Source organism: Bradyrhizobium sp. WCU1, from assembly GCF_053474805.1.
This window is the reverse complement of sequence record NZ_CM130280.1, coordinates 3,551,625-3,578,313: the sequence shown is the minus strand read 5'-3', so window position 1 is coordinate 3,578,313 and position 26,689 is coordinate 3,551,625. Positions and strand designations below refer to the sequence as shown.

The 26,689-nt window shown below is 64.8% G+C and carries 23 protein-coding genes; 10 read left to right on the top strand and 13 right to left on the bottom strand.

Annotation, left to right across the window (positions count from 1 at the left end):
* Positions 1–63 precede the first annotated feature (63 nt).
* A complete protein-coding gene (locus tag ACTUWL_RS16615) occupies positions 64–477 on the top strand; it encodes an EVE domain-containing protein (protein WP_021078208.1) in 414 nt (137 codons plus the stop codon).
* 168 nt (positions 478–645) lie between these two features.
* Here the strand turns inward: ACTUWL_RS16615 and ACTUWL_RS16610 are convergent, their stop codons facing one another.
* Positions 646–1,842: a DNA topoisomerase IB gene (locus ACTUWL_RS16610; RefSeq protein ID WP_021078207.1), complete on the bottom strand. Its 1,197-nt coding sequence runs from the start codon at positions 1,840–1,842 to the stop codon at positions 646–648.
* Between the two features lie 749 nt (positions 1,843–2,591).
* Between ACTUWL_RS16610 and acs the strand changes: the two genes are divergently transcribed.
* Positions 2,592–4,538, top strand: coding sequence for an acetate--CoA ligase (acs, locus tag ACTUWL_RS16605; protein WP_021078206.1), 1,947 nt, complete (start codon positions 2,592–2,594; stop codon positions 4,536–4,538).
* Positions 4,539–4,903: 365 nt separating this feature from the next.
* Positions 4,904–5,419 carry a L,D-transpeptidase gene (locus ACTUWL_RS16600; protein WP_021078205.1) on the top strand — a complete coding sequence of 172 codons (516 nt, stop codon included), beginning with the start codon at positions 4,904–4,906 and terminating at the stop codon, positions 5,417–5,419.
* Between the two features lie 51 nt (positions 5,420–5,470).
* On the opposite strand, the gene ACTUWL_RS16595 is transcribed toward ACTUWL_RS16600, so the two are convergent.
* The 4 genes from ACTUWL_RS16595 to ACTUWL_RS16580 all read right to left on the bottom strand — a co-directional run bounded on the left by ACTUWL_RS16595 (position 5,471) and on the right by ACTUWL_RS16580 (position 10,351).
* Positions 5,471–6,079, bottom strand: coding sequence for a thermonuclease family protein (locus tag ACTUWL_RS16595; protein WP_199196596.1), 609 nt, complete (start codon positions 6,077–6,079; stop codon positions 5,471–5,473).
* A gap of 105 nt (positions 6,080–6,184) precedes the next feature.
* Positions 6,185–7,498, bottom strand: coding sequence for a glycoside hydrolase family 5 protein (locus tag ACTUWL_RS16590; protein WP_021078203.1), 1,314 nt, complete (start codon positions 7,496–7,498; stop codon positions 6,185–6,187).
* 315 nt (positions 7,499–7,813) lie between these two features.
* Positions 7,814–9,934, bottom strand: coding sequence for a GumC family protein (locus ACTUWL_RS16585; protein ID WP_021078202.1), 2,121 nt, complete (start codon positions 9,932–9,934; stop codon positions 7,814–7,816).
* Between the two features lie 189 nt (positions 9,935–10,123).
* Positions 10,124–10,351 (bottom strand): DUF1674 domain-containing protein, encoded by a 228-nt coding sequence (locus ACTUWL_RS16580; protein WP_021078201.1) that lies wholly within the window; start codon positions 10,349–10,351, stop codon positions 10,124–10,126.
* 186 nt (positions 10,352–10,537) lie between these two features.
* Between ACTUWL_RS16580 and ACTUWL_RS16575 the strand changes: the two genes are divergently transcribed.
* The 3 genes from ACTUWL_RS16575 (at position 10,538) to purH (ending at position 15,668) form a co-directional block, all read left to right on the top strand.
* Positions 10,538–11,884, top strand: a complete 1,347-nt coding sequence (locus ACTUWL_RS16575) for an RsmB/NOP family class I SAM-dependent RNA methyltransferase (RefSeq protein WP_021078200.1) — start codon at positions 10,538–10,540, stop codon at positions 11,882–11,884.
* 136 nt (positions 11,885–12,020) lie between these two features.
* Entirely contained in the window at positions 12,021–13,772 is a 1,752-nt protein-coding gene (locus tag ACTUWL_RS16570; protein WP_021078199.1) for a heparinase II/III family protein, read from the top strand.
* Positions 13,773–14,075: 303 nt separating this feature from the next.
* Positions 14,076–15,668, top strand: coding sequence for a bifunctional phosphoribosylaminoimidazolecarboxamide formyltransferase/IMP cyclohydrolase (gene purH, locus ACTUWL_RS16565; RefSeq protein ID WP_021078198.1), 1,593 nt, complete (start codon positions 14,076–14,078; stop codon positions 15,666–15,668).
* A 201-nt stretch (positions 15,669–15,869) separates the two neighbouring features.
* Here purH and ACTUWL_RS16560 read toward each other — a convergent pair whose 3' ends face one another.
* The 8 genes from ACTUWL_RS16560 to dnaK all read right to left on the bottom strand — a co-directional run bounded on the left by ACTUWL_RS16560 (position 15,870) and on the right by dnaK (position 22,979).
* Entirely contained in the window at positions 15,870–16,493 is a 624-nt protein-coding gene (locus tag ACTUWL_RS16560; protein ID WP_021078197.1) for a 2,3-bisphosphoglycerate-dependent phosphoglycerate mutase, read from the bottom strand.
* Positions 16,494–16,539: 46 nt separating this feature from the next.
* Positions 16,540–17,352: a 4-hydroxy-tetrahydrodipicolinate reductase gene (gene dapB, locus ACTUWL_RS16555; protein ID WP_021078196.1), complete on the bottom strand. Its 813-nt coding sequence runs from the start codon at positions 17,350–17,352 to the stop codon at positions 16,540–16,542.
* A 63-nt stretch (positions 17,353–17,415) separates the two neighbouring features.
* Entirely contained in the window at positions 17,416–17,712 is a 297-nt protein-coding gene (locus ACTUWL_RS16550; RefSeq protein WP_021078195.1) for a DUF1330 domain-containing protein, read from the bottom strand.
* Between the two features lie 23 nt (positions 17,713–17,735).
* Positions 17,736–18,458, bottom strand: coding sequence for an orotidine-5'-phosphate decarboxylase (gene pyrF, locus ACTUWL_RS16545; protein ID WP_021078194.1), 723 nt, complete (start codon positions 18,456–18,458; stop codon positions 17,736–17,738).
* A gap of 6 nt (positions 18,459–18,464) precedes the next feature.
* Positions 18,465–19,043, bottom strand: coding sequence for an NADPH-dependent FMN reductase (locus ACTUWL_RS16540; RefSeq protein WP_021078193.1), 579 nt, complete (start codon positions 19,041–19,043; stop codon positions 18,465–18,467).
* A 43-nt stretch (positions 19,044–19,086) separates the two neighbouring features.
* The gene (locus tag ACTUWL_RS16535; RefSeq protein ID WP_021078192.1) at positions 19,087–19,689 is read right to left on the bottom strand and encodes a class I SAM-dependent methyltransferase; all 603 of its coding nucleotides are present in this window, start codon (positions 19,687–19,689) and stop codon (positions 19,087–19,089) included.
* 100 nt (positions 19,690–19,789) lie between these two features.
* A complete protein-coding gene (dnaJ, locus tag ACTUWL_RS16530; protein ID WP_021078191.1) occupies positions 19,790–20,917 on the bottom strand; it encodes a molecular chaperone DnaJ in 1,128 nt (375 codons plus the stop codon).
* 160 nt (positions 20,918–21,077) lie between these two features.
* Positions 21,078–22,979 carry a molecular chaperone DnaK gene (gene dnaK / locus ACTUWL_RS16525; protein ID WP_021078190.1) on the bottom strand — a complete coding sequence of 634 codons (1,902 nt, stop codon included), beginning with the start codon at positions 22,977–22,979 and terminating at the stop codon, positions 21,078–21,080.
* Positions 22,980–23,556: 577 nt separating this feature from the next.
* Between dnaK and ACTUWL_RS16520 the strand changes: the two genes are divergently transcribed.
* The 4 genes from ACTUWL_RS16520 to ACTUWL_RS16505 all read left to right on the top strand — a co-directional run bounded on the left by ACTUWL_RS16520 (position 23,557) and on the right by ACTUWL_RS16505 (position 26,677).
* On the top strand, positions 23,557–24,492 hold the full coding sequence (locus tag ACTUWL_RS16520; protein WP_021078189.1) for a hypothetical protein: 936 nt from the start codon (positions 23,557–23,559) through the stop codon (positions 24,490–24,492).
* A 99-nt stretch (positions 24,493–24,591) separates the two neighbouring features.
* Positions 24,592–25,302, top strand: a complete 711-nt coding sequence (gene pncA / locus ACTUWL_RS16515) for a bifunctional nicotinamidase/pyrazinamidase (protein WP_021078188.1) — start codon at positions 24,592–24,594, stop codon at positions 25,300–25,302.
* Positions 25,303–25,323: 21 nt separating this feature from the next.
* Positions 25,324–26,178 (top strand): helix-turn-helix domain-containing protein, encoded by an 855-nt coding sequence (locus ACTUWL_RS16510; RefSeq protein WP_021078187.1) that lies wholly within the window; start codon positions 25,324–25,326, stop codon positions 26,176–26,178.
* Between the two features lie 76 nt (positions 26,179–26,254).
* Positions 26,255–26,677, top strand: coding sequence for a VOC family protein (locus tag ACTUWL_RS16505; RefSeq protein ID WP_021078186.1), 423 nt, complete (start codon positions 26,255–26,257; stop codon positions 26,675–26,677).
* Positions 26,678–26,689: the final 12 nt, after the last annotated feature.

Here is a 26,689-nt window from a genome sequence, read left to right as displayed (position 1 = left end):
CGCGGGCGTCCGGCTGCCTGTAGATTGCCGCTCAATCGGCGTTCAGGAACGGGGTGAGTCGCGATGAATTACTGGCTGGTGAAATCCGAGCCGTCGGTCTGGTCGTGGGACCAGCAGGTCGCCAAGGGCGCGAAGGGCGAGGCCTGGACTGGCGTGCGCAACTTCACGGCGCGGCAGAACCTGGTCAACATGAAGAAGGGCGACAAGGCGTTCTTCTATCATTCCAACGAGGGCAAGGAGATCGTCGGCATCGCCGAGATCGTCAAGGAAGCCTATCCCGATCCGACCGACAAGACCGGCAAGTTCGTCTGCGTCGACATCAAGGCCGACAAGCCGCTGAAGACGCCGGTGACGATGGCCGCGATCAAGGCCGACAAGAAGCTCGCCGACATGGCGCTGGTGAAATATTCGCGGCTCTCGGTACAGCCGGTGACCGCGGAGGAATGGAAATACGTCTGCAAGATGGGCGGACTGTAGCGTTCCAGCATACTCTGCTGTCGTCCCGGCGAAGGCCGGGACCCATAACCACAACTCTCTGTGTCGCGCAGAGGTGTGGCCCCAGCGTTCTACATACTGAACATTTGTGTTTATGGGTCCCGGCTCGCGCTTCGCTTGGCCGGGACGACGTCGAGTTGGATTCTGGGCTTACGCCCCCGCCGCCATCACCACCTGCGCCAGCAATTGCTCGCGCTTGCTCTGGGTGCGGTAGCCGCCCATGGTCGCGGCGAAGCGCTCGAGGATGCCGTCCTCGAACGCGGTGACGATGGTGTCGTGGACGTAGCTCTTGCGGCAGATCGCCGGCGTGTTGGAAAGCTGGTCGGCCGCGGCGCGGATCGCGTCCAGCACCTGGCGCTTGCGGCCGCGCTGGCTGGCGGCCGGCGTGATCCGCGACAGCGATTCCACGACGACGGCCGACGCCATCAAGGTGCGGAAATCCTTCAGCGAGATCTTGATGCCGGCGAGCTCGCGCAGGAACGCGTTGACAGCCGTGGTCGAGGCCGCGCGGACGACGCCGGAGCGGTCGTAATACTGGAACATGCGCTTGCCCGGAACGCCGCGCAGGATGCCGATCGCACGCACCAGCTTGGCCGCGTCGCATTCCTTGCGCACGGCCTTGCCGCCCTTGGCCTTGAAGGTCAGCACCAGGCTGTCGTCTTCCAGCGTGACGTTGGACTTCAGCAGCGTGGTGGCACCGCGGGTGCCATTGAGCCGGGCATAGGATTCGTTGCCGGGCCGGATCGCGGTGCGCGCGATCAGCTCGATCACCGCCGAAAGCGCGAACTCGCGCGTCGGCTCGTCGCCGGACAGGAACGCCGAGACCTTGCGCCGGATCTTCGGCAGCGCGGCCACCAGCTTGCCCAGGCGGTGCGCCTTGCGCTGCTCGCGGACCTTCTCCCAATCGGCATGATAGCGGTATTGCAACCGTCCGGCCGCATCGAGGCCGACCGCCTGCAGATGCGTGTTCGGATCGGTGGAGTAGCGCACCTGGCGATAGGCCGGCGGCATCGCCATCGCGTGCAGCCGGCGGATGGTGCGGGCGTCCCGGACGCGCGAGCCATTGGCGCGAACGAACGAATAGGTCTTGCCGCGCTTGATGCGGCGGATGGTCAGCTCGTTCTGGTCGCCGAGCCGCAGGCCGAGATCGCGCGCCAGATCCTCGACCGAGGTCTTGATGGCGGCGGGCGTCTCGAACTTGAGCTTTGCCCGAGGTGGCTGCAGCTTTGCCTGCGGCCGCAACTTTGCCTGCGGCTGCTTGGGCCACTGACCCAGCGCCTTCGCCAGGGCGACAGCGGGATCGGCGGACATGGGCCGCACAGCCGCGATGTTCTGCTGATCCATCATACTCTTCAGACGCCTTGTTCCGCTGTTCTCCCGGTAATGCCGTTGCTTCGGGCTTCGTTCCGGTGAGGCCGTCCGGCCTCGGAATGGCGATTTAGGGCGTGGAGACTGACATTGCGAGTCGCGAATCGGTTATCAATGGTTTCTAAATACCTTTCATGGGTGCCATTCGCCGGCTAACCTTGATTTCAGCCTGTCCGGGTTCGGTCAAAATAGCGGGAACAGCGTCCGGGAACCGGATTCCGATGGGCCGAACTCGGACGATCTGCCGCACCGGACAGGCCGGATCGTGCCGTCCCGGCGACGCCCTCGATCCTAGGCTGCGGGCAGCAACAAGTGCCTCGACGGGCGCCGTTAGGCCGCGCGAGACGCCGAAGGACCGATTGTTGACGCAGATCATCGCGCCGGCACACGACAGTTCGTTGAATGCCCAAAGCCGCCCGTCAAAATCGACGCCGTACGTCGTTCGAGTTTGTCGCGGTGGGTGGCGGGGAGGCGCAGAGCACAGCACTACTACGACCAAGAGACCGGTGACCTGATGCAGGCGATGGAGCATAGGTTTCCATCGTCAACGAGGCGCGGTAAGCGTCCTATCAGGTGCGGAAGCCGGCGGGATGTCCTGCGGTTTCTGCGCGACGAAAGTGACAGTCCTTTTTCCTTGCGAGGCCGGAACGCGGCAACGCATAATTGCAACAATGATCAAGACGGCTTGCCGTCGCGTGGTTCGCGATCGGCATGAGTGGAGGAAACCTATGTCCGAGAAGATCTATGACGTGTCGGCCGATTGGGCCAAGCGTGCTTACGTCGATGACGCAAAATATCGCGAGATGTACGCGCGCTCGGTCAAGGACCCGAACGGCTTCTGGGGCGAGCACGGCAAGCGGATCGACTGGATCAAGCCATTCACCAAGGTCGAGAACGTCTCCTTCGCGCCCGGCAACATCTCGATCAAATGGTTCGAGGATGGGGAGCTGAACGTCGCCTGGAACTGCATCGACCGCCATCTGGAGAAGCGCGGCGACCAGACCGCGATCATCTGGGAGGGCGACGATCCCTCCGAGTCCAAGCACATCACCTACCGCCAGCTGCATGACGAAGTCTGCAAGATGGCCAACATCCTGCGCACCCGGAACGTCGGCAAGGGCGACCGGGTCACGATCTATCTGCCGATGATTCCGGAAGCCGCCTACGCCATGCTGGCCTGCGCGCGGATCGGCGCGATCCACTCGGTGGTGTTCGGCGGCTTCTCGCCCGACAGCCTCGCCCAGCGCATCAAGGACTGCGATTCGAAGGTCGTCATCACCGCCGACGAGGGCCTGCGCGGCGGCAAGAAGGTGCCGCTGAAGGCCAATGTCGATGCCGCGATCGAAAAAGTCGGCGGCGTCGACTGGGTCGTGGTGGTGAAGCGCACCGGCGGCAAGGTCGACATGAATCCGACGCGTGACCTCTGGTATCACGAGGCCGCCGAGATGGTGACCAATGAATGCCCGTGCGAGCCGATGAAGGCGGAGGATCCGCTGTTCATCCTCTACACCTCGGGTTCGACCGGAACGCCGAAGGGCGTGCTGCACACTTCGGGCGGCTATCTCGTATTCGCGTCGATGACGCATCAATACGTGTTCGACTATCACGAGGGCGACGTCTACTGGTGCACCGCCGACGTCGGCTGGGTCACCGGCCACAGCTACATCCTCTACGGGCCGCTCGCCAACGGCGCGACCACGCTGATGTTCGAGGGCGTGCCGAACTACCCGGACAATTCGCGTTTCTGGAACGTGGTCGACAAGCACAAGGTCAACATCTTCTACACCGCGCCGACTGCGATCCGCGCGCTGATGCAGGGCGGCGACGAGCCGGTGAAGAAGACCTCGCGCAAGTCGCTGCGCCTGCTCGGCTCGGTCGGCGAGCCGATCAATCCGGAAGCCTGGGAGTGGTACCACCGCGTGGTCGGCGACGACCGCTGTCCGATCGTCGACACCTGGTGGCAGACCGAGACCGGCGGCATCCTGATCACGCCGCTGCCCGGCGCGACCAAGCTGAAGCCGGGCTCGGCGACGCGGCCGTTCTTCGGCGTGGTGCCCGAGATCGTCGACGCCGACGGCAAGACGCTGGAGGGCGAGACCTCTGGCAATCTCTGCCTGATCAAATCCTGGCCGGGCCAGATGCGCACAGTCTATGGCGATCATGCGCGCTTCGAGCAGACCTATTTCTCGACCTACAAGAACAAGTATTTCACCGGCGACGGCTGCCGGCGCGACGCCGACGGCTATTACTGGATCACCGGCCGCGTCGACGACGTCATCAACGTTTCGGGCCACCGCATGGGCACTGCCGAGGTCGAGAGCTCGCTGGTCGCACATGAGGCGGTGTCGGAAGCCGCTGTCGTCGGCTATCCGCACGACATCAAGGGCCAAGGCATCTACGCCTATGTCACGCTGATGAAGGGCACCGAGCCGACCGAGGCGCTGCGCAAGGAACTGGTCGCCTGGGTCCGCAAGGACATCGGCCCGATCGCCTCGCCGGATCTGATCCAGTTCGCGCCCGGCCTGCCGAAGACGCGCTCCGGCAAGATCATGCGCCGCATCCTGCGTAAGATCGCCGAGGATGAGCCGTCGAGCCTCGGCGACACCTCGACCCTCGCCGATCCCGCCGTGGTCGATGACCTCGTGCAGAACCGGCAGAACAAGAAGGGCGCGTAGGCGTAAAGGCCAGCCACGACAGTATCGGAAAGCCAAGAAGGGCCGCGCGCGATCACTGCCGCGGCCTTTCGCATTCTCCACGTCGCTCGAAAACGCGCTGGAATCGGCCATTTCACGGGATTGTCAGAGGCAAGGCGCCAGTGCGGCGCGTTTGTGGCCAAGTGTTGTTTTCAAGTCATTTACTTTGATCCCAACTTTTCCTTTTCTGCCCGCCATCTGGACGTGTCTCGCGGCCGGCGTGAAACCACCCGGTTAAGACACGCGGTTAACATTGCGTGCGCGAGACCGGCGGGCCCGGTTTTTTCAGGGCTCTGCATCTTGGTTTTTGGCTCCCCAGCGGGAGCTGTTGGGAAGTGGAGAGGTTGATGTCGATGAAGTTTGCGGTGGCGTTCGCTGCCACCCTTGGTGCCGTTGTCTTGATGTCGCAGACGGCCGAGGCACGGCCGGAAATGGTCGGGATCCACGCTGACAATTATGAGCCGGGCACCATCGTGGTGAAGACCAACGAACGGCGGCTCTATCTCATTCTCGATTCCGGCCACGCGATGCGTTACCCGGTCGGCGTCGGCAAGTCCGGCAAGCAGTGGGCCGGCACCACCCGGATCGACGGCAAGTATCGCAACCCGGCCTGGTCGCCGCCCGCCGAAGTCAAGCGCGACAAGCCGAGCATTCCGAACGTGATCGCCGGCGGTTCGCCGGCAAACCCGATGGGCGTCGCCGCGATGACGCTGGCCGGCGGCGAATACGCCATCCACGGCACCAACGTGCCGGGCTCGGTGGGCGGCTTCGTCTCCTACGGCTGCATCCGCATGCTGAACCCCGACATCACCGATCTCTATTCGCGCGTCTCGGTCGGCACGACCGTCGTCGTCACCCGCTGATTGCGCGAGCGTTTCACCGAAAAGCCGCGCCGATGCGCGGCTTTTTTTTGTTTAGCGCCCGAAGTATCCGCACCAGCCGAAGCGGTGCCCGCCGTTGTAGGCGCGCGCATGGCCGGCAGCGAGCAGCGCCGCCGAGACGTTGTCGGTCTTCTTCGTCGCGACATCGGCGACGACGCGTCCCTGATATTTGTCGGGACCAATATTGTAGATCGTGACATCGCCCTGGCCGAGCAGATCGCGCAGCGCCACCGTCGCCGCCTGCGCCATCTGCAGCTCGCGCGCACAAGACGCCTTCAGCTCCGGCGCATCGATGCCGCGCAGCCGGACCCGCGTATACAGATCGGGCCCCGGCGCGAGATGCACCCGCGCCTCGAACGTGTCGCCATCGATCGTCCTGACGACATCGACAGCATGGCGAACGTCAGGTGCGCCGGCCCGCTGCCGGATCACATCGGCATCGCGCGACCGGCTCAACGACCAGTGCGACGGCAAAGGCACCCATTCAGGCGCCCAGCGGCGGATCGGCAACATGCTGCCGGCGGCGATGCCGAGAACGAACACCCATGGCAGCGCCGTCGAGAAACGCCGCCCCAAAGGCGATCGGCTGAACGGCGGACGTCCCTGCGCACGAGAGGCGTTTGTTCTTTCGTACGGGGGCATGTTCGGCGGGATGACCTCGACAAAGCGCTGGACCTGGACGGCATCTTGAGAACCGGCCCGAAATCAACCCGGCCGTCGTTGCCGCGATAATTCGGCCAGCTTAGCCTACCGCATCAACATGCGATCCGTAATTTCGCGCTGCTCGGGACGATAGTTTCCGATTCCCCAACTCGTCTGCAGACCATAGGGCGGATCATCGGATGGACCGATCACCCACCAGCTGCCGCTGATGGGTTGTTGACCTACGTCGAAGCGGGGGCCGCCCTGATCGGCATATTCGCCGTTCATGTAGCGGATCAGCGTCCAGGCCCAATCTCGGCTGACGGGCGTCCTCATCGACGATCCCATCTCGCCGATCCATACCGGCGCGATATTGTCTCGCACCAGATATCCCCAGGTGCGGTTCATTCGATCGACGTAGTCCGATCCGGCTTCGGCCAGCCCCCATCGGGCAATGTCGGAAACCTCATCCGGGTATTCGTGAACCGAGTACACAAGCTTGTTCGGAATCGGCAATCTCACGGGATTGGCGCCCGCCGCAGTCAAATTGCCCGCCGGTGCGGCGTATCTCGGATCCATGCCCGATGCCGGCGGCGGCGGTGCGTAGAATTCAGGCCCCTCGCAAATGATCAGGACACCGTTGTTGATCGACTGTATCGCCGAGCCGACGCTCTCACACATGGCCTTGATATCGGTTGGCCCACCGTCTCCCCACGTGATGTGCCCCCGGTCGCCGTTCGGCTCGTTGTGCAGATCGAAGCCGATGACCGTCGCGTTTCCTGCGAATGTCCGCGCCATCTGAAGCCAATTCCGCTTGAACGTTTCCGCGGTCACCTTGCCGGTGATGACCCCGTCGGTCCCATCCGATCCCGGCCCGAGGTCGTACCAAAGACCGTTCTTCTGCTGCCCTGCCGTCCCTTGGTTGCTGTGATGGTCGAAAATCACTTTCAGGCCGATCTGTCCGGCGTAAGCGACGACCTTTTTGAACAGCTGCAGGGTCGTCACAAATCTGTAGCGCCCGGCCGGGTCAGGAGACTGACTTGCGACCAGATCATGGTTCAACGTCGCGTTGACCCAGCCGAGCTCGTCCTTGTAGCCGTCGAGGGGTGCATTCAGGCCCGCGTCGGTCCAGGGGATGCGGACGGTGTTGAATCCGGCCGCGGCGATGGAGTCCAGGACGGTCTTGTAGCTGACGCGCCACAGGCCGGAGAGTGTTGCACCAGGGCGGCCGTCGGTGCCGTTCCAACCGATCGAGGCGATGCGCACGTTGCGGCCGGCGTTGTCAACGATCTGACTCCCCGCTGTGCTCAAAAAGCCGGCGGGCAGGCGTCGCCCTGCCTGCGCCGCGCCCCGGCTGTCGGCCGCCCGCATGATGATGGCTGGCGGATCCATGTGATGGTCCAGCGCAAGTCCGGCCATGTCTCACCTCAGCTCACACACTGCGTTCGCACATCCTCCCTGCGGAACAGCGTTGAAACAGCGATCATGAGGATGGCGAAGACAAAGCAGCAGATTTGCCATCGGGATGACCACACGCGGCTCGAGCCGCTTGAACGCCTCATACAGGAAGAGAAAATCCCGACATTTGCGGATACGAAGAATAGCGGAACAACATCGACGGCTTGCATCTTTCGAATGCGGGGCCGGCAAAAGGCAAGCCGAGTCGAATAGTTCCATCGAGCGACGCTGGACGTGACGTCGAATTCACGTCGCCGATGACGTGCCCTTTCGCGCTCACGCGACCAGCGCCTCTGCGTTGCGTTCGATAAAGATCGTCCTCGCCTTGATCCGATGATGTCGCAACAAGTCAGCATGAACCAGGACGTCATCGATCCTGCTATCGCCGGTCGACGCCAGGAAGATGACTTCGTCAGCCATGGCGTACAGTCCGTATTCGGACGACGTGCTGCCGAGTTCGCCGCCATCGATGATGACGCGATCGAAATCGCGCGCCTCGTTCAGCGCCTCGGAGAGTGTGTTCAGTATCCGGTCATCCGGTGGAACCATTGCCGCGAGGCCAACAGGGACGATTTTGATGTTGGTCTTGCCCAGCGGACAGGCCACATCGCTGATCGACGACGTGCCGGCCAGAATATCGCGAATTCCCGGCCGCTGGTCGAAACGCAGACGCGATGTGACCGGGTGCTGCATCAGATCGGCGTCGATGACGATGGCTTTCTGTTCCGTCTCGGCGACGGCGCGCGCCAACTCCAGTGCGATCAGGCTGAGCGATTCTTCTTCCGAGGTGCGAACCAGCAGGATGGAACGGCCCGCAGGCGCTGCGAGCAGTTCCGCCGAAAGACGCGACAACTGTTCTTGGCGACTCGCCGCGGCAGGACGGAGGATGGAGTGCAGCGATGACGTTGACGGGTCGATGCGCTTTCCGATCGGTCTCGGCGGCACCTCATCCGGTCCCGGCGGCACCTCGTTCGGCTTTGGTAGTCGCCGGCCGCGCGCAGCAAGACTGTCCCGCGCCAGGGCCGCGGCAACGCCCAGCGTCAACCCGCCGAACAGCGCCGCGGCCATGATGATCATGGTCGGCGGCCAGCTCTTGCGTTGGGGCGGCGACGCAGGGGAAATCAACCGGATATTCGTGGTGTCGACGACCTGCTGTTCGTGTGCAGTCTTGGCTTTCGCCAGAAACATCTCATAGACCGCGCGATCGGAGTCCGCTTTGCGCTCCAGTTCGCGCAACGGCACGATGATCTTGTCGTTCGTCTGCGACAACGCCTTCAGCGAATCGAAACGCGCCTGGAGTTCCTGGACATTCGTCCGCTCGCTCGTCGCGACGTAACGGACCGCCTCGGCGATCCGCTTGACCTCGTCCTTGATCGCGGTCTGGACGTCACGAAGCTGCGCCCGGACCGCCTGCAGCGCGGGGTGATTGGGACCGTTGATCTGCGCCAGCTGCGCTTCGTCGCGGACGATGTCCGCCGCTCGCGCGCGCAATTGTGTGATCGTACCGGACTGCACGACCTCGGGCAGAGCCTCCAGGCCTGCGCCGCCGGAGACGATGGCATCGATCAGTTTGACGCGCGCCTGCGCTTCGCTCAGCTTGGCCTTGGCATTGGTCAGCTGGGTATTGGCTTCGTCGAGCTCTTGATCCGTCACCAGCCTGTTGCGGGTGCCGACCAGATTGTTGGCGGCCTTGTAAGCGGCGACAGCTCGCTCCGACTGGCTCACTGCATCGCGCATCCGCGCCAGTTGTGAGGTGATCGCCTCTGAAATGCGGCGATTGAAGGTGGAATTCGCCTTGGCTTGCTCCTCAAGATAAGCATTGGCCACGGCTTCGGTGAGCCTTGTTGCTCGTGCCGCCGTGTCCGCGGAAACCATGATGTCGATGACGAAGGAGCGGTCGTTTCGCTTCACTGCCGTCTTCAGGCGCAGATTCCGCAATGCCGTCAGTTCGGGCGGATCGGATGACCCCATCCCGAACAGCGACCTGATCTTCGAGCCGAGGCCGCCTTTGCCGTTGAACTCGGGGTCGTTGGCCAGTCCGGTTTCATCGACGACACGCGTCAGGACTTCGTTCGAGGTGATTATCTTCAGTTGGCTTTCGACGAGGAGCAGGCCGTCGCCAGGCACGGAGTTCTGGGCCGCCGATCCTTCTTGCGGCGTTGGGCGATCGCGGGGATCGACGTAAACTTGGGCTACCGCGGTGTAGGCCGGTCGCGCGATCATGAGATACGTGGCCGCCACCACGCAAAACGCCCCGCATATCGCAAAGATCCAGTGCTTGCGCCGCAAGAGGATGCCGATGACATCCTTCAGGTCGACGCCCTCCGAGACCTTGTCGCTGGATTGAGACAGGTCGCGATAGGGTGCTGTTGCTCCCTCTGTCTGCTGAATCGACATGCCGCATTCCAACCTAGTTAACTCAACACACAGGGCGATTGCCCCGCAACGTATGATGAGTACGGTTAATCGCGGGTTACTTGGTAATTAGATACCATGATATGCTTACAATGCCCCCCGGCTTTCTTCCATGATCAGCTCATGTTCGGCGGCATGTTGCTTGCGTCGATTGTTGTCCGGAATCCCGCTTCAGAAGTCCGAGGCGATGCCCTTGGTTTCCCAATCGCCATAACGGGTCGGTTCCGGACCCTTCGGACCCTGGAATTCCTTCGGGCGTGCGGCGGCATCGTTCGCGGCCAGCTCCTCGGCAGCCTTGCGCCGCGCCGCGGCCTCGGCGAGCGCGCGCTGCGCGGCCGGCGTCAGCGGCTTGCGCGGCGCGGGTTCCGGCGGCGTTGACGATGGCGATTTCTCAGACATGGCAAGCCTTCTTGGCAAAACTTTCCGCCTGCGAATTCGTACTTCCGTGCTGGCTCGGTGACGGCATCACGATCAAGAAATCCGCGAGGCGATTCTTACATTTGGCATATTCGCATGCCAGAGGTGTTTTCGAGTTGATGGGCATGAGCCGAATGTAACTCAGCACCTTCGAGATATCTCCGCTTCATGCCTCCTTCAAGATTTGCAGTTCCTGCCGAAGTCCCCGGTCTCGCGGCGCGCCGCATCGCGGCCGACATCCTCGACGGCGTGCTGCACAAGCACCGCACACTCGATGATCAGCTCGACGGCGCCGGCGCGCATCCCGGCCTGAAATCGCTGGCCGATCGCGACCGCGCGCTGATGCGCCGGCTGGTCTCGACCATCCTGCGCAAGCTCGGCACGCTCGGCCATCTGTTGTCGCGCCTGCTCGATCGCGGCATCCCGACCGATGCGCCGCGCGCGCAGAGCGCGCTGTTGATCGGCGCCGCGCAGATCCTCTGGATGGACGTGCCTGACCATGCCGCAGTCGATCTCTCGGTGCGGCTGGTGCAGTCGGACCGCCGTGCCGCGAAGTATGCCGGGCTCGTCAACGCCGTGCTGCGCCGCTGCGCGCGCGAGGCCCAGGGGCTGATCGACGAGATCAGCACGCAGACGCTGGACCTGCCGCCATGGATGCTGGCGCGCTGGAACGCGCATTACGGCGAGGCCACCGCGCGCGAGATGGCGCTGGCGCTCGGCCACGAGCCGTCACTCGATCTCACGGTGAAGTCCGACGCCGCGCAATGGGCGAGCCGCCTGCACGGCGAGGTCTTGCCGACGGGAACCGTGCGCACGCTGCTGCAGGGTTCCGTCACCATGCTGCCGGGCTTTGCCGAAGGCCAATGGTGGGTGCAGGACGCCGCCGCCGCGCTGCCGGTGCGGCTGTTCGGCGACATCAAGGACAAGAAGGTCGCGGACCTCTGCGCCGCGCCCGGCGGCAAGACGGCTCAGCTCGCACTGGCAGGCGCGCAGGTCACCGCGGTCGACCGCTCGCCGGCGCGGGTCGCGCGGTTGCGCGAAAATCTCACGCGGCTGGCGTTGCAGGCCGAGACTGTTGTCGCCGACGCGGCCGAATGGCCCGCCGAGGCCGCGAGTTTTGACGGTATCCTGGTCGATGCGCCCTGCACCTCGACGGGAACCATCCGCCGGCATCCCGACGTCGCCTGGCTGCGCCAGGAAGGCGACATCGCCGCGCTCTCGGCCCTGCAGAAGCGGCTGCTGCTAAAGGCCACCCATCTGCTGAAGCCCGGCGGCACGCTGGTCTACTGCACCTGCTCGCTGGAGCCGGAGGAAGGCGAGCACGCGATCGCCGCGCTGCTGGCAAGCGAATCAGGCCTGCGCCGTGCGCCGGTCGAGAAGAGCGAGGTCGCCGGCCTCGACGACATCATTACCGCCGACGGCGACCTGCGCACCCTGCCGAGCCACCTGCCCAACGCCGACCCGCGGCTGAGCGGGCTGGATGGCTTTTACGCAGCCCGGCTGGTTAAGTCCTGATTTTAACCTCAGCCTTCTAAGCTCGAAGTGATTCGCGCGGTATCAAGAGGGTGTCTTCTTGATCAAGAAGGTGTCTTGGCCGCGTTTCCGGATTAAATAAGGATTCGTTGAAAATTTCCTCCCCGCAAGGTTAGGCGTGTCGGTCGCTCAAAGCAGACGCATCTCGACGCTGATTGCTGGCCGCTTCGCCCGCAGCATGCTCGCGCGCGCCAGCGGCAGCACGGTCGCGCTGTCGCGGCTGTGGCCGGGCCGCACCGACCGGCTGATCATCGCGCCGCACGACCTGCGGACCGCCGACGCCACCCGCGCTGCCGAGATCTATGCCGGGCGATTCGTGTTCGCCGGCAAGATCGTCACCTGCCACGGCCGCTCGATCTTCGATCTGGAACCGCCGTCGGAGGATTGGGAAGCCGCCCTGCTCGGCTTCGGCTGGCTGCGCCATCTGCGCGCCGCCGACACCGCGCTGACCCGCGCCAATGCCCGCTCGCTTGTCGACGACTGGATCTCCAACCAGGCCCGCAAGCGGCCGCTGGAACGGCGCGCCGATGTGCGCGCGCGGCGCGTGATCTCGCTGCTGTCGCAGGCTCCCCTGGTGCTCGGCGACACCGATGGAAAATTCTACCGCAAGTATCTCCGCGGACTGGCGCGCGAGATCCGCTACCTGCGCCACTCCACGCTCGACAATGACGGCGTGCCGCGGCTGCAGGTGCTGATCGCGCTGTGCTACGCCTCGCTCTGCCTCGCCAACCAGGCACGCAATATCAAGTCGGCGACCCGCAGGCTGTCGGACGAATTGCAGCGCCAGATCCTGCCCGATGGCGGCCACATCTCGCGCAATCCCGGCGCGCTGGTCGAGCTGCTCAGCGACCTCCTGCCGCTGCGGCAGACCTTTGCGGCACGTAACATCGCGCCGCCGCCGGCGTTGCTCAACGCGATCGACCGCATGATGCCGATGCTGCGCTTCTTCCGGCACGGCGACGGCAGCTTCGCGCTGTTCAACGGCATGTCGACCGCGCCGTCCGATCTGGTCGCGACGCTGCTCGCCTATGACGACACCCGCGGCGTGCCGATGGCGAGCATGCCGCACACCGGCTTCCAGCGTCTCGATGCCGGCAACACCACGCTGATCATCGACACCGGTCCGCCGCCGCCGGCAAGCGTCAGCCAGGATGCACATGCCGGCTGCCTGTCGTTCGAGCTCTCCTCGGGACCGAGCCGCATCGTCGTCAATTGCGGCATGCCGTCGACCGGGCGCGACAATTGGCGGCCGTTCGCGCGCTCCACCGCAGCGCATTCGACGCTGACCTATCACGACACCTCGTCGTGCCAGTTCGTCGAGCTGTCGGCGATGAAGCGGCTGCTGCGCGGCGCGCCGATCACCAGCGGGCCCAGCAATGTCGAGAGCTACCGCGAAGCCGTTCCCGGCGGCGACGTGCTCACCGCCTCGCATGACGGCTATCTCTCCCGCTTCGGCGTGATCCATCGCCGCGTGCTGATGGTCTCCCAGGACGGCACGCGACTCGAAGGCGAGGACTCGCTGTCGCCGGCGCCGGGCGGCCGCATGAAGGGCAGCGAGGCCGATTTCGCGCTGCGCTTCCATCTGCACCCTTCGGTGAAGGCGAGCCGGTTGTCGGATGCGCGCGGCGTGATGCTGGTGCTGCCAAACCGCGACGTCTGGACCTTCGAGGCGATGGACGACAAGGTCGACCTCGAGGACAGCGTGTTCCTGGCCGGCAATGACGGCCCGCGCCGCACCTCGCAGATCGTGATCCGGCAGGACGCCAGGCACGCCGCCACCATCCGCTGGAGCTTCGTCCGCTCCTCGACCTCGGCCACCGCCACCAACGCCCGCCGCAACGCCCGCCGCGAGCCGGAACTGCCGCTGTAGCGGCAGCGAAAACGCGCGATCCGCAGCGCGCGGCCTCTCCACCCCGTCGTCCTGGCGAAGGCCAGGACCCATAACCACCAAATTTGATTGTGTGCGGGATGGTGGCCCCAGCGTCGGACAACAACTAGCGGCTGGGGTAATGGGTCCTGGCTTACGCCAGGACGACGCTGAACGTTTGTGAGCCGTCCCTTCACATTCTCTCAGGGTGAAGGGCCAATTTCCCGGGAATCGGCGTCCGGAACCGGTTTCGTGCCGCATAAAACCATGCTACCCGGCTGCCTTAACCGCCAAGGATTTTCCGATATGACCGAGCAGCTTCGCCGCGTGACCCGCGCTCTGTTGTCCGTTTCCGACAAGACCGGACTGATCGATTTCGCCAAGGCGCTGGCCGACCAGGGCGTCGAGTTGGTCTCGACCGGCGGCACCGCCAAGGCGATCGCGGCGGCCGGGCTGCAGGTCAAGGACGTCTCCGAGCTCACCGGTTTCCCCGAGATGATGGACGGCCGGGTCAAGACGCTGCATCCGAAGGTGCATGGCGGCCTGCTCGCGATCCGCGACAACAAGGAGCACGCCGCGGCGATGGCCTCGCACGGCATCGCGCCGATCGATCTCCTGGTCGTCAACCTCTATCCGTTCGAGGCCACCGTCGACAAAGGCGCCGGCTTCGAGGAGTGCATCGAGAACATCGACATCGGCGGCCCTGCGATGATCCGCGCCGCGGCGAAGAACCATGACGACGTCGCCGTGGTGGTCGAGGCGAGCGACTATTCTGCGGTGCTCGACGAGCTCGCCGTGCACAAGGGCGCGACCTCGCTTCAGTTGCGCCGGCGGCTCGCCGCCAAGGCCTATGCGCGCAGCGCGGCCTATGACGCCGCGATCTCGAACTGGTTTGCCGTGCAGCTCGATACCAAGGCGCCGGACTTCCGCGCCTTCGGCGGCAGGCTGATCCAGTCGCTGCGCTACGGCGAGAACCCGCACCAGACCGCGGCGTTCTATGCCACGCCGGAGAAGCGGCCGGGCGTTGCCACCGCGCGGCAGCTGCAGGGCAAGGAATTGTCCTACAACAACATCAACGACACCGACGCGGCCTACGAATGCGTCGGCGAGTTCGACCCGCAGCGCACAGCGGCCTGCGTCATCGTCAAGCACGCCAATCCCTGCGGCGTCGCCGAGGGTCCCGATCTCGCGACTGCTTATGCTCGTGCGCTGGCCTGCGACTCCACCTCGGCCTATGGCGGCATCATCGCGGTCAACCGCACGCTCGATGCGGACGCGGCGCGCGCCATCATCGGCATCTTCACCGAGGTGATCATCGCGCCCGACGCGACCGAGGAGGCGATCTCGATCATCGCCGGCCGGCGCAATCTGCGCCTCATGCTTGCCGGCGGTCTGCCGAACCCGCGCGCGCTCGGTCTCACCGCCAAGACCGTCGCCGGCGGCCTCTTGGTGCAGAGCCGCGACAATGCGGTGGTTGAGGACATGAATCTGAAGGTCGCGACCAAGCGCGCGCCGACCGACGCCGAGCTGCGCGATCTCAAATTCGCCTTCCGCGTTGCAAAACACGTCAAGTCGAACACCATCATCTACGCCAAAGATCTCGCCACCGTCGGCATCGGCGCCGGCCAGATGAGCCGGGTCGATTCCGCGCGCATCGCGGCGCGCAAGGCGCTGGATGCCGCGGCCGAGCTGAAGCTCGCCGAGCCGCTGACCAAGGGTTCGGTGGTCGCATCAGATGCGTTCTTCCCGTTCGCCGACGGCATGCTGGCCTGCATCGAGGCCGGCGCCACCGCGGTGATCCAGCCCGGCGGCTCGATGCGCGACGACGAGGTGATCAAGGCCGCCGACGAGCACGGCATCGCCATGGTGTTCACCGGCGTGCGGCATTTCCGGCATTGATCTAGCAGCATGGTCGCCCCTGCCTAGATCAGGAGGCGCACACTCCTTCACCGTCACCCCTGAGGAGGCGGCACAGCGGCCGTCTCGAAGGGTCGACGGCCCGGCTGGTGGCCGTGCATCCTGCGAGACGCGCGCAAGGGCGCGCTCCTCCAGCGACAAAGGCAGAGCCTTTGCGCGGGGATGACGGGTCCATCGCTTAGCTCAGCCCGCCAGATCGACCTTCGAGGCCACGGTGGAATCCGCATTGAGCCGATAGACCACCGGCGCGCCGGTCGCGAGCTCGCGCTTCAGGATCTGCTCCGGCGACAACTTCTCCAGCACCATGATCAGCGCGCGCAGCGAATTTCCATGAGCGGCGACCAGCGTGCGCTGGCCGCGCAGCACGCCGGGCAAGATCTCCTGCACGTAATAAGGCAGCGTGCGCGCCAGCGTGTCCTTCAGGCTTTCGCCGCCGGGCGGCGGCACATCGTAGGAGCGGCGCCAGATCAGCACCTGGTCCTCGCCCCACTTCTTGCGGGCGTCATCCTTGTTGAGGCCCGAGAGATCGCCGTAATCGCGTTCGTTGAGCGCGAGATTCTTCGTCGTCGGCAGTCCGGTCTGGCCGATCTCTTCCAGCATCAGCTTCAGCGTATGCTGCGCGCGGGTCAGGTCGGAGGTGAAGGCAACGTCGAACGACAGGTCCTGCGCCTTCAGCTTGCGGCCCGCGTCCCTGGCCTCACGGATGCCCTGCTCGGTGAGGTCAGGGTCCTTCCACCCGGTGAACAGGTTCTTCAGATTCCATTCGCTCTGACCGTGACGAACCAGCACAAGAAGACGATCACTCATTTCAGATTCCGTTTCGCTGATTTGGATTTGATCTCGTCGAGCGGTCTCAGTCGCTCAACCCGAGAACGTCGGTCATCGAATACATGCCGGGCTTCTTGCCATGCGCCCACAGCGCCGCCTTCAGCGCGCCCTGCGCGAACAGCGCGCGATCCTCGGCATGATGCGACAGCGTGATGCGCTCGGAAGGACCGGCAAAGATCACGCTGTGATCGCCGGCCGCGGTGCCGCCGCGCAACGATGCAAAGCCGATGTCACCGGCGCGCCGCGCGCCGGTCAGGCCATCGCGGCCACGCGCCGAATGCTGCTCCAGCGCGATCTTGCGGCCGGCGGCGGCGGCTTCGCCGAGCATCAAGGCGGTGCCCGATGGCGCGTCGATCTTCTGCTTGTGGTGCAGCTCGAGAATCTCGATGTCGAAGCTCTGGTCGAGCGACTGCGCGACGCGCTTGACCAGCGCCGCGAGCAGATTGACGCCGAGGCTCATGTTGCCCGACTTCACCACGATGGCGCGGTCGGTGACGCTGCGGATCACCGCATCATCGGACGGCGACAGGCCGGTGGTGCCGATGACGTGAACCAGACCGCGTTCGGCCGCGATCGCGACATTGGCGATGGTCGCGGCCGGCACGGTGAAATCGAGGATGCCGTCGGCGTTGGCCGACATCGACCACAGATCGGCCGACAGCTTGACGCCGTTGGCGGGGAGACCGGCAAGCACGCCGGCATCCTTGCCGAGCAATTCCGAGCCCGGCGCTTCCAGCGCGCCGACCAGCACCGCCCCCGGGGTTTCGTCAATCACCCGCACCAGCGTGCGGCCCATCCGGCCGCCGGCTCCCGCAACGATCAAACGCATGTCAGCCATGGCTCACCTCTGCATGCCGTATAGCGAGCCATGGCTGTTCCGGCAACCGAACCGGCTGCCAGGCTACGGGTTGTCGTGTCCCTCGATGACGATGAGGTCGGCGATCGAATGGGGCTGCCGCACCTTGATGTTCGCCTGGTATTCCGGCGAGTTGTAGCAGGCCAGGGCAGTCTGATAGTCCGGGAATTCGATCACGACGTTGCGCGAGCGGCTCTGGCCTTCCACGCTGGTGAATTTGCCGCCACGGACGATGAACTTGCCGCCGAATTTCTGGAAGATGGCCGGGTTGGCGGCCATGTAGGGCTTGTAGCCCTCGTCATTGTGAACGTCGACGCGTCCAATCCAGTATCCCTTCGCCATCTCTGTTCTCCCGTGTTGTTGGTTCAGGTCAGTGCCTGGGCGACCTCGGCGTGAATGGCCTCGGCTGCGGCCTTCGGATCGGCGGCTTCCATCACCGGGCGGCCAACCACCAGATAGTCGGCGCCGGCGGCAATGGCACGGGCCGGCGTCATGATGCGCTTCTGGTCGCCGGTCGCCGAGCCCGCGGGGCGGATGCCCGGCGTCACCAGGTTCATCTGATCGCCGACGATCTTGCGCAGGGCGGCGGCCTCCTCGGGCGAGCTGACGAGGCCGTCGACACCGAGCGCCTGTGCCTGCCTGGCGCGCGCCTCGACCAGATCGGAGACGTTGAGGCGGTAGCCTGCGGCGTGCAGGTCGCTGTCGTCGTAGGAGGTCAGCACCGTCACCGCGAGGATCTTGAGGCCAGAGCCGGCGCGCGCATCGACCGCCGCCTTCATGGTCTGCGGATAGGCATGCACGGTGAGGAAGGTCGCGCCGAGCGCCGCGACGCTCTCGACCCCGCGCGCAACGGTGTTGCCGATGTCGTGCAGCTTGAGATCGAGAAACACCTTCTTGCCGCTGCCGGCGAGCTGCTTCGCCAGCGCGAGGCCACCGGCATAACCGAGTTGGTAGCCGATCTTGTAGAAGGTGACGCTGTCGCCGAGCCGGTCGATCATCGCCTCGGCGCTGGCGACGGACGGCAGATCGAGCGCCACAATCAACCGATCTTTCGGAGCGATCTTTGAAGCGATCTTGGCTGGCTGCATGTCACCTCACATCATGCGTTGAGAATGGTCGATCAGCTGCCGCACCAGCGCGCGCATCGTGTCGATGTCGGCCTGGTGCTTCAGACGATCCATATCGTCATAGGCCTGCTCGGCGAATGACAGCGCGAGCTGGTTCGGGATCACGGTGGCGTGGCACGCCGACAGGATCAGGCGCAGCGCCGCCAGCGCGCGGATGCCGCCGAGCCGGTTGCCGGATGCCGCAGCGATCGCGAACACGCGCTCGCGGAACACCTGGCCGCGGGCCTCTTGCGGGTCCTGCACGCGGCTCACCCAGTCGATCGTGTTCTTCACCAGCGCCGGCACCGAGGAATTGTATTCCGGCGTCACGACCAGCACGCCATGATGGGCGCCGATCATCCGCTTCAGATTGACGGCGTGCTGCGGCACGCCCGATTTGGCCTGCAGGTCGCCGTCATAGATCGGCAACGGAAAGTCGCCGAGCGAGATGCGGCTGACGTCGGCGCCCGACTGCGCGAGCTCGTGCGCCAGCACGGCGGCGAGCTTCGTGTTGAGCGAGCCGGATCGAAGCGATCCCGGGATCACGAGGATTTTCAGCGCGGACATTTTGAAGTCGCAGGTCCAGGGCGTGCACCCCGGCGCGGGGCGATCAACCCTTGCGATACACCCAGACCCGCGCCGGCGGAAGGTTCATCCAGATCCGCTCCGAGGCCTCTGTGGACACGCCGGGCAGCGACTTCGGAATCGGGGGCGCCACCGAATAGGTGAACTGGACGAAGGGCGCGCCGGGCGCGAGAGCCAGGAAGGCGTCGCGGATCAGCTTCAGGCGGGTGAGCATCGGCTTGGTGACCAGCGGCAGGCCGGAGACCACGGCCGACGCCGGAGACTTCATGACGTCCCACAGCGTGTCGCGGAGCCTGTAGGCGTCGCCCTGCACGACCTTGGCCTGCGGATAGCGTTCGCGCAGCAACGCGCAGAAACCGGGATTATACTCAACCAGGACGAGCCGCTTCTGATCGACGCCGTGCTCGATCAGCGCGTTGGTGATCGCTCCGGTGCCGGGCCCAAGCTCGACGACCGGCCCTTCGGCGTCAGCATCGACATATTGCGCCATGGTGCGCGCGAGCAGCCGTCCGGACGGCATCACCGCGCCCATGTGCAGCGGCTTCTCGATCCATGAACGGAGAAAACGAACCTCGTCGTCGAGACGGAGGGGCTTCTTCGACGCACGCACGGACGATTGCAGAGGCATGTCGCTACCAGGCGGGACCGCGCACAATCGAGCGGTTGTCAGAAAACAGTCATAAACACGTATAGATCGAAGTCGTTACGGTCAAGCGTAACGACTCCGGCTAGACGGAGCGACTTCCGAAGAAGTCCTTGACCTTAGAGAAGAAACCCGCTGCCTCCGGCTGGGTTGCGCCGGACGAGAGTTTTTCGAACTCCATCAGCAATTCTTGCTGCTTCTTGGTCAGATTCTGCGGGGTTTCGACCACGACCTGGACATACATGTCGCCGGTCTGGCGCGAGCGCAGTACCGGCATGCCCTTCGATGCGATGCGGAATCGCCGGCTGGACTGGGTGCCGGCGGGCACTTTCACCTTGGTCTGGCCCTTGTCGATGGTCGGCACCTCGAACTCGCCGCCGAGGGCTGCGGTGACCATCGAGATCGGCACGCGGCAATGCAGGTCGGCGCCGTCGCGCTGGAAGAACTGGTGCGCGGTCAGCGACAGGAAGATGTAGAGGTCGCCGGGCGGCCCGCCGCGGACCCCCGCCTCGCCTTCGCCGGCGAGCCGGATACGGGTGCCGTCCTCGACCCCCGGAGGAATGTTGACCGAGAGCGTGCGCTCGCGCGTCACCCGGCCGGAACCGGCGCAGGAGGTGCAGGCATCCTCGATCATCTGACCGCGGCCCTGGCAGCCGGGGCAGGTCCGCTCCAGCGTGAAGAAGCCCTGGGCCTGCCGAATCCGGCCGGCGCCACCGCAATGCGAGCAGGTCTTCGGCTTGGTGCCGGCCTTGGCGCCGGTGCCGGAGCAGGACTCGCAGGTCACCGAGACCGGGATCTCGATCTGCGCGGTCTTGCCCTGGAAGGCCTCCTCGAGCGTGATCTCCATGTTGTAGCGCAGGTCGGCGCCGCGCTCGCGGCCGCCGCTGCGGCGCTGCCCGGCCATGCCGAACAGATCCTCGAAGATGTCGGAGAAGGAGGAGGCGAAGCCAGCGCCGAAACCGGGGCCGCCGCCGCCCATGCCCTGCTCGAAGGCGGCATGGCCGAAACGGTCATAGGCGGCGCGCTTGTCGCCGTCCTTCAAGACCTCATAGGCTTCGTTGATTTCCTTGAAGCGGACTTCGCTGGTGGCGTCGCCGGGATTCTTGTCCGGGTGCCATTTCATCGCGAGCTTGCGGAAAGCCGATTTGAGCTTGGTCTCGTCCGCGTTCCGTTCGACCTCGAGGGTCTCGTAATAGCAGCGCTTGGTGGACATCCTTCAATTCCGTCCGAAGTTCATCGCGATCGCCAATAGGATCGCGTCAAGGATTGCGCCTGTCTGGAAGATGCAGCGATCGCCTTAAAGAAAAATGACCCCCACTCCTCCGAGACGCGGCGCGTGCTCTTTGGCGTGAGGGTCATGATCGCAAGCCCGCTCAGGCAGACTTCTTGTTGTTCTTGTCGTCGTCGACCTCGGTGAACTCCGCGTCGACAACGTCATCCTTGGCAGCGTCCTTGGCCGCATCGGCCTCGGCCTGCTGCTTGTACATGGCCTCGCCGAGCTTCATCGAAGCCTGCGCCAGCGTGTTGGTCTTGGCCTTGATCGCCTCGGCGTCGTCGCCCTTCAGGGCCTCCTTGAGGTCGCTGACGGCATCTTCGATCGCCCGGCGATCGGTCTCCGGAATCTTCGAACCGTGTTCGGCGAGAGCCTTCTCGGTCGAATGCACCAGGCCGTCGGCATGGTTCTTGGCGTCGACTGCCTCGCGGCGCTTCTTGTCCTCGGCCGCGTTGGCCTCGGCGTCCTTGACCATCTTGTCGATGTCGGCCTCGGACAGACCGCCGGATGCCTGGATCCGGATCTGCTGTTCCTTGCCGGTCGCCTTGTCCTTGGCCGAGACGTTGACGATGCCGTTGGCGTCGATGTCGAAGGTCACCTCGATCTGCGGCATGCCGCGCGGAGCCGGCGGAATGCCCATCAGGTCGAACTGTCCGAGCATCTTGTTGTCGGCCGCCATCTCACGCTCGCCCTGGAAGACGCGGATGGTCACGGCGCCCTGATTGTCTTCGGCGGTCGAGAACACCTGGCTCTTCTTGGTCGGAATCGTGGTGTTGCGGTCGATGATGCGGGTGAACACGCCGCCCAGCGTCTCGATGCCCAGCGACAGCGGGGTCACGTCGAGCAGCAGCACGTCCTTGACGTCGCCCTGCAGCACGCCGGCCTGGATCGCAGCGCCGATCGCGACGACCTCGTCGGGATTGACGCCCTTGTGCGGCTCCTTGCCGAAGAACTGCTTCACCACTTCCTGGATCTTCGGCATGCGGGTCATGCCGCCGACCAGCACCACTTCGCCGATCTCGCCGGCGGTCAGGCCGGCATCCTTCAGCGCCTTGCGGCACGGCTCGATGGTCTTCTCGACGAGATCGGCCACCAGCGCCTCGAACTTGGCACGAGTCAGCTTCATCGTCAGATGCTTCGGACCGGTCTGGTCAGCCGTGATGAACGGCAGGTTGATTTCGGTCTGCGTGGTCGACGACAGCTCGATCTTGGCCTTCTCCGCAGCTTCCTTCAGGCGCTGCAAAGCGAGCTTGTCGTTGCGCAGGTTGATGCCCTGCTCCTTCTGGAACTCGTCGGCGAGATAGCCGACCAGGCGCATGTCGAAATCCTCACCGCCGAGGAAGGTGTCGCCGTTGGTCGACTTCACCTCGAACACGCCGTCGCCGATCTCGAGGATCGAGACGTCGAAGGTGCCGCCGCCGAGGTCGTACACGGCGATCGTGCCGGACTTCGACTTGTCGAGACCGTAGGCGAGCGCGGCAGCCGTCGGCTCGTTGATGATGCGCAGCACTTCGAGGCCGGCGATCTTGCCGGCATCCTTGGTGGCCTGACGTTGCGCGTCGTTGAAATAAGCGGGAACGGTGATGACGGCCTGATCGACCTTCTGGCCGAGATGCGCCTCAGCGGTCTCCTTCATCTTCTGCAGGATGAAGGCCGAGACCTGCGAGGGCGAATAGGTCTTGCCGTCGGCTTCGACCCAGGCGTCGCCGTTCGATGCCTTGACGATCTTGTAGGGAACGAGCTTCTTGTCCTTCTCGACCATCGGGTCGTCATAGCGGCGGCCGATCAGGCGCTTCACCGCAAAGAACGTACGCTCGGGATTAGTCACCGCCTGGCGCTTCGCCGGCTGTCCGACGAGGCGCTCGCCATCGTCGGTGAAGGCAACGATCGACGGCGTCGTTCGCATGCCCTCGGCATTCTCGATCACCTTGGCGTTCTTGCCATCCATTACGGCGACGCACGAATTCGTGGTGCCGAGGTCGATCCCAATGACCTTACCCATGATTTTGATATCCTCTTTGCTACGGCAGGTTGGTTGGGCCCTGACGGCGCTCCGTACCGAACCCCCAGACGTTCACATACTCGCGATATTGCGACGGTGAGCCTGATATAGGAGAGAGGGTTCTGCCCGCAAGGACTGGACGCAACGTTGAGGCCTGAAAAGACTGACGTTTGAAAGATTGTGTCAGTCCGACCGCGGCGCCGGTTCAAGTGGCAACCAGCGCCCCCGCCGAGTTAACAAATCGGCAATGATGCCGCCGGCCGTCGACCCGAACGTCGGAGACGCGACGTCTGCGCTGTTGAGTGAACACTCACAAACATCGTATGCGAGAGCGGCGCACGGGTCGAGGGCGCGCTGTTTGGCCGCTGGCCACCATTCTTGGAAATGTCGGGAAACTGGAAAGTGCCAGCCAATCGGGGCGAAAAGCCCACGGAATCGAGCCTGTGGGCTCGAAGCGGAGATTTGGCGACCTGTTGCAGGGTCATCAAAACCGCTAAAAGCGGTCCGACTGAAAGAGGCCATCCAGCCCTGCACCGGCCCCGTTGCGCGGCCACCAAGCAAAACCGGTAGATCCCCCATGACGCCTTTTCGAGTTCTCGTTGCGGTTGCCTTGCTGATTGCTGCCACCTGTCGTGGCTTCGCCGCCGACGTGGTGTTTCCGCCGGGCGCGCATGTCGGGATGAAGCCGCTGGTGGGCCTCGTCCGGGCCAAGTCGTTCATCGGCTTCGAGACCGAGGATCAGGGCGTCAAGGTCCTGATCGCGGACCTGCCGGCGGACGCCTACAACGAGGTCGTGACCGCCTTCAAGGCCAACCCCGCCGGCACCGGAAACATCAAGCCCGAGAGCCTCGAGACGCCGGCCGGCCTCGCCTATTACACCGTGGAGAGCGCGCGCGATGGCGCCAGCACTGTGCGGCGTTATTCCATGATCCTGCCGGGACCGACCTTCTCCGGCTATGTCGCGGTGCAGGTCCCGGAGAACGCCAGCAGGATCTACACCGACGACGCCGTGCGGCAGATGTTCGCCTCGGCCCAGATCCGCAACGAGGTGCCGGTCGACGAGCAGCTCGGTATGATGCCGTTCAAGGTCACCGAGCTCAGCGCTTTCAAGAACATCCGCATGCTGGCGCCGGGCGCAGCGTTGCTGATGGCCGACGGCGACGACAAGAGCCTCGAGACCAAGCCCTTCATGCTGCTCGGCGTCATCGGGTCGGCCCCCGCCACGCCCGACGACCGCGGCCGCTTCGCCCAGCAGATCGCGACCACGATCCCCGGCGTGCGCGACGGGCGGATCACCATGTCCGAGCCGATCCGGATCGACGGCCAGCCCGGCTTCGAGACCCGGATCGACGCCATCAGCGGCAAGGACAACACCCCGGTGACCATCGTGCAGTGGCTGCGGTTCGGCGCGCAAACGTCGGTGCGCGTCATCGGCAGCTCACCGCGCACCGATTGGGAGAAGGCCTTCCCGCGCTTCCGCGCGGTGCGCGACGGCATCCAGCCGCGCGGCTGACCGGCCTTTCGCGGCCCGGTCGGAAAAATCCCACTTTCGTCGTTCGCCGAACGGAACTAGCCTCCTCGCGCAGTATCACGCAAAGCGAGGAGGGGCGCGATGTTGGATCGACGACAGGTGGTTGCAGGCCTCGGCACGTTGGTGCTGGGGACCCTGGTTCCCAAACATCTTTGGGCGGCCGCGATCAAGCCGGACGATGGTGCCGCGCTGCTCGTGATCGACGTCCAGAACTGCTTCCTGCCCGGCGGCAGTCTCGCGGTGAAGGAAGGCGACCAGGTGGTGCCTGTCATCAACAAGATCGCCAAGAGCTTCGCGAATGTGGTGATGACGCAGGACTGGCACACGCCCGGCCACGTGTCCTTTGCCTCGGTCCATGCGGGCAAGAAGCCGTTCGAGACCATCGACCTCGCCTATGGCAAGCAGGTGCTGTGGCCCGACCACTGCGTGCAGGGCACCGACGGCGCAGGCCTGTCGAAGGATCTCGCGATCCCGCAGGCCGAGCTGATCATCCGCAAAGGCTTTCACAAGGACGTCGACAGCTACTCCGCCTTCACCGAAGCCGACGGCAACACCACCACCGGGCTTGCCGCCTATCTGAAAGCGCGCAAGGTCGAGCGGGTCTTCGTGGCCGGGCTCGCCACCGATTTCTGCGTGGCGTGGACCGCGCTCGACGCGCGCAAGGCCGGCTTCGAAACCTATGTCGTGGAAGACGCGTGCCGCGGCATAGACACCCAGGGATCGCTGGCCAAGGCGTGGGATGACATGGCCAAGGCCGGCGTCAAGCGCATCCAGTCGGCGGATATCGCCTAAGATCTTCGCTGCGAGGCCCGCATGGCCGCTGTCTCAGCGCCGGTCGCATTCGACTTCGCGCGACGCTCGCCGTCGCCGCGCATGGCGGGCTTGATTGTCGGGATCACCGGCTATCGCGAGGCCGTCGCCGGCCGCTATTCGCGGCGGCAGACCGCGCCGCTGATCGCCCCGCTGATCGTCAGTTTCGGCACGCCGTTCCTGATCGCGCTGGCGCGCGAGCCCGGTGCGTCCGACCGGCAGCTCAGCTTCGCCGCGGGCCTGCACGCCGGGCCCGTCTATATCGAGTCCGACGGCGGGGCCGAATGCGTGCAGGTGGATTTCACGCCGCTCGGCGCCTATCGCTTCTTCGGCGGCACCGTCACCGAGCTCGCCGGGCGGATGATCGATCTCGGCGACGTGCTCGGCCACGAGGGGCGGCGGCTCCGCGAGCGGCTCGGCAATACGACCTGCTGGCAGCGCCGCTTCGACCTGATCGAGGACTTCGTGCTTCGTCGCGCGAACCATGCGCCATCGCCGGAGATCGCGGCCGCCTATCGCAGACTGGCGCGATCCGCGGGCACGGTCAGGATCACGACGCTCGCCGCTGAGATCGGCTGGAGCCGCAAGCACCTCGTCGACCGGTTTCGATCGGAGCTCGGCCTCGCCCCCAAATCGCTCGCGCGGATGATGCGCTTTCACCAGGCCTGCCGGATCGCACAGCGCGGCGGGCCGCGCGCCTGGGCGGCGATCGCAGCCGAAAGCGGCTATTCCGACCAGGCCCATCTCGTCCGCGAATTTGTCGAATTCGCCGGGGAACCGCCGACGGCGTGGGCACGCCGGTTGGCGATGACCGACAGCCGGCTGGCGCATTCCGGCGATCTGCTGGCCGACCGGTAACAAACCTTCAAGCCGGTGACACTCAGCCTTACGCATATTGGCGCCATCCGGCGACCAACAAAGGAAACGCGCAATCATGAGCAACATCGAACCGCCCCGCATCTTCCCGACGATACGTTGCAGGGATGCCGAGGCGATGGTCGGCTGGTTCAAGGCGGCATTCGGGTTCACCGAATACGTCGTCTATCGCCACGACGGGGTGATCCATCACGCCGAACTGGCCTACGGTTCCTCGATCCTGATGCTCGGCCAGAGCCGCGACGATGATTATGGCAAGCTGATCGGGGGCATGGATGGCCGGCGCACCGATTCGATCTATGTCGCGGTCGACGATCCCGACGCCCTGCATGCGAGGGCCAAGGCGGCGGGGGCGAAGATCGAGATGGAACTGCGCGACACCGACTATGGCAGCCGTGATTTCGCCTGCCGCGATCCGGAAGGAAACCTCTGGAGCTTCGGAACCTACTGGCCGAAGGCGCATGAGAAGCCGCTGCCGTGAATCCACGACAGC

What these genes read in the sequence shown, in the direction of transcription:
- ACTUWL_RS16585 (WP_021078202.1), bottom strand. Translation starts at nt 9,934, where the DNA reads ATGTCGATTCAGCAGACAGAGGGAGCAACAGCACCCTATCGCGACCTG.
- ACTUWL_RS16560 (WP_021078197.1), bottom strand. Translation starts at nt 16,493, where the DNA reads ATGAGTGATCGTCTTCTTGTGCTGGTTCGTCACGGTCAGAGCGAATGG.
- ACTUWL_RS16575 (WP_021078200.1), top strand. Translation starts at nt 10,538, where the DNA reads ATGCCTCCTTCAAGATTTGCAGTTCCTGCCGAAGTCCCCGGTCTCGCG.
- ACTUWL_RS16610 (WP_021078207.1), bottom strand. Translation starts at nt 1,842, where the DNA reads ATGATGGATCAGCAGAACATCGCGGCTGTGCGGCCCATGTCCGCCGAT.
- ACTUWL_RS16600 (WP_021078205.1), top strand. Translation starts at nt 4,904, where the DNA reads ATGTCGATGAAGTTTGCGGTGGCGTTCGCTGCCACCCTTGGTGCCGTT.
- ACTUWL_RS16540 (WP_021078193.1), bottom strand. Translation starts at nt 19,043, where the DNA reads ATGTCCGCGCTGAAAATCCTCGTGATCCCGGGATCGCTTCGATCCGGC.
- ACTUWL_RS16550 (WP_021078195.1), bottom strand. Translation starts at nt 17,712, where the DNA reads ATGGCGAAGGGATACTGGATTGGACGCGTCGACGTTCACAATGACGAG.
- acs (WP_021078206.1), top strand. Translation starts at nt 2,592, where the DNA reads ATGTCCGAGAAGATCTATGACGTGTCGGCCGATTGGGCCAAGCGTGCT.
- dnaK (WP_021078190.1), bottom strand. Translation starts at nt 22,979, where the DNA reads ATGGGTAAGGTCATTGGGATCGACCTCGGCACCACGAATTCGTGCGTC.
- ACTUWL_RS16595 (WP_199196596.1), bottom strand. Translation starts at nt 6,079, where the DNA reads ATGCCCCCGTACGAAAGAACAAACGCCTCTCGTGCGCAGGGACGTCCG.
- dnaJ (WP_021078191.1), bottom strand. Translation starts at nt 20,917, where the DNA reads ATGTCCACCAAGCGCTGCTATTACGAGACCCTCGAGGTCGAACGGAAC.
- pncA (WP_021078188.1), top strand. Translation starts at nt 24,592, where the DNA reads ATGTTGGATCGACGACAGGTGGTTGCAGGCCTCGGCACGTTGGTGCTG.
- pyrF (WP_021078194.1), bottom strand. Translation starts at nt 18,458, where the DNA reads ATGCAGCCAGCCAAGATCGCTTCAAAGATCGCTCCGAAAGATCGGTTG.
- ACTUWL_RS16615 (WP_021078208.1), top strand. Translation starts at nt 64, where the DNA reads ATGAATTACTGGCTGGTGAAATCCGAGCCGTCGGTCTGGTCGTGGGAC.
- ACTUWL_RS16510 (WP_021078187.1), top strand. Translation starts at nt 25,324, where the DNA reads ATGGCCGCTGTCTCAGCGCCGGTCGCATTCGACTTCGCGCGACGCTCG.
- ACTUWL_RS16505 (WP_021078186.1), top strand. Translation starts at nt 26,255, where the DNA reads ATGAGCAACATCGAACCGCCCCGCATCTTCCCGACGATACGTTGCAGG.
- ACTUWL_RS16520 (WP_021078189.1), top strand. Translation starts at nt 23,557, where the DNA reads ATGACGCCTTTTCGAGTTCTCGTTGCGGTTGCCTTGCTGATTGCTGCC.
- dapB (WP_021078196.1), bottom strand. Translation starts at nt 17,352, where the DNA reads ATGGCTGACATGCGTTTGATCGTTGCGGGAGCCGGCGGCCGGATGGGC.
- ACTUWL_RS16535 (WP_021078192.1), bottom strand. Translation starts at nt 19,689, where the DNA reads ATGCCTCTGCAATCGTCCGTGCGTGCGTCGAAGAAGCCCCTCCGTCTC.
- ACTUWL_RS16580 (WP_021078201.1), bottom strand. Translation starts at nt 10,351, where the DNA reads ATGTCTGAGAAATCGCCATCGTCAACGCCGCCGGAACCCGCGCCGCGC.
- ACTUWL_RS16590 (WP_021078203.1), bottom strand. Translation starts at nt 7,498, where the DNA reads ATGGCCGGACTTGCGCTGGACCATCACATGGATCCGCCAGCCATCATC.
- purH (WP_021078198.1), top strand. Translation starts at nt 14,076, where the DNA reads ATGACCGAGCAGCTTCGCCGCGTGACCCGCGCTCTGTTGTCCGTTTCC.